At 55.8% G+C, this 1,232-nt stretch carries 2 pseudogenes; both read right to left on the bottom strand.

The annotated features are described in order from the left end of the window. Window positions 1-323 (bottom strand): annotated as a pseudogene (locus tag AC01ZF_RS10700) (DUF11 domain-containing protein); the annotation flags it as partial. A 15-nt stretch (window positions 324-338) separates the two neighbouring features. Then, window positions 339-1,232: pseudogene (locus tag AC01ZF_RS10695) on the bottom strand (hypothetical protein); the annotation flags it as partial.

The raw sequence follows: 1,232 nt of genomic DNA, 5'->3' as shown, positions 1-1,232 counted from the left end.
GTCGGCGGCACCACCGGCGTGTTGGTCGGCGGCACCACCGGCGTGTTGGTCGGCGGCACCACCGGCGTGTTGGTCGGCGGCACCACCGGCGTGTTGGTCGGCGGCACCACCGGCGTGTTGGTCGGCGGCACCACCGGCGTGTTGGTCGGCGGCACCACCGGCGTGTTGGTCGGTGTGCGTGTTGGTGGTTCAGCCGTGCTTGTTTCAGTAATGCTCAACGGCGGTGCTGCATCAACCATGACCGGCGATGTTGACAACAGTGCGGCCAAGAAAAGAAGGCCGCCCAGGATAATGGGAATGATGCGCCAGATCGTATCTCTCATAACAAATGTGACTCCCTATCGCCCGATCAGCGGAATGAAGTATCGGTACTGTTGGCTTATAGTACCACGCGGCTGTAACGGACCATATTCGTGGAAGGTACCATTTGTTTCAATTTCGACCAGCCAATACGAGTACGCGACACCGTTCACCGCAGTGTGATCACTAAACTGATAAGTAGCACCGCTACCCGCACTACCCTGCGCCGGAATGGGTAAAGGGGTGAGCAACTGTGCTTTTTCACGTTCACCAATTGAACGATAGATGAGAAAACCACGTGTATTTACTTCTGCACCGGTAGCCCAGATGATATCCCAGCCTTGATTGGTAGCGACGAGTCGAAACTCGGTCAGCACAATAGCTGTGGGCGGTGCATCGGGTGGTGGCGTGCTTATGCGAGTTGGATCGTCAGATGTCGTTGTGGTTGGGTCATCACTTGGTGTGGTTGACACATTTGCACCGCTCGCCGTTGCTTGATTGATGATTGCGGTGACAGTAGCCGGTAATGGTGTATTGACTTGCACACGGAAAGTGACGGTGAGACTGGCGTTTACATCAAGTGATGCGAGGGTGACTCGTACAAAGGTATCACCAACGTTATTCCCTTGAGCAACGATAGCCGGAGGTGTTGCCGTTACGCTACCGGTGATCAGGGTCGTATTGACATCAGGCGTATCGGCGACCAAGAGTTGTAGGGCTACTTCGGGACCGGTGTTGGTTAGAATCAAGATGTACTCGATCACATCACCGGCACCTGCCAGGCCATCGTTATTCCCATCGACAACGATGGTGGCCCGCTTAGTAAGAAGCACAGCAGTACTACCAGGGATGCGGGTCTCATCACTCGCCGTCACCGACGGGCGAGGTTGGTTGGCGCTGTCGGTGTAGGTGAGCGTGGCAGTGTTAGTCAG

Source organism: Chloroflexus sp., assembly GCF_056331925.1.
Note: the sequence above shows the minus strand (reverse complement) of the source record. Positions and strands in the feature narration are given on the sequence as shown.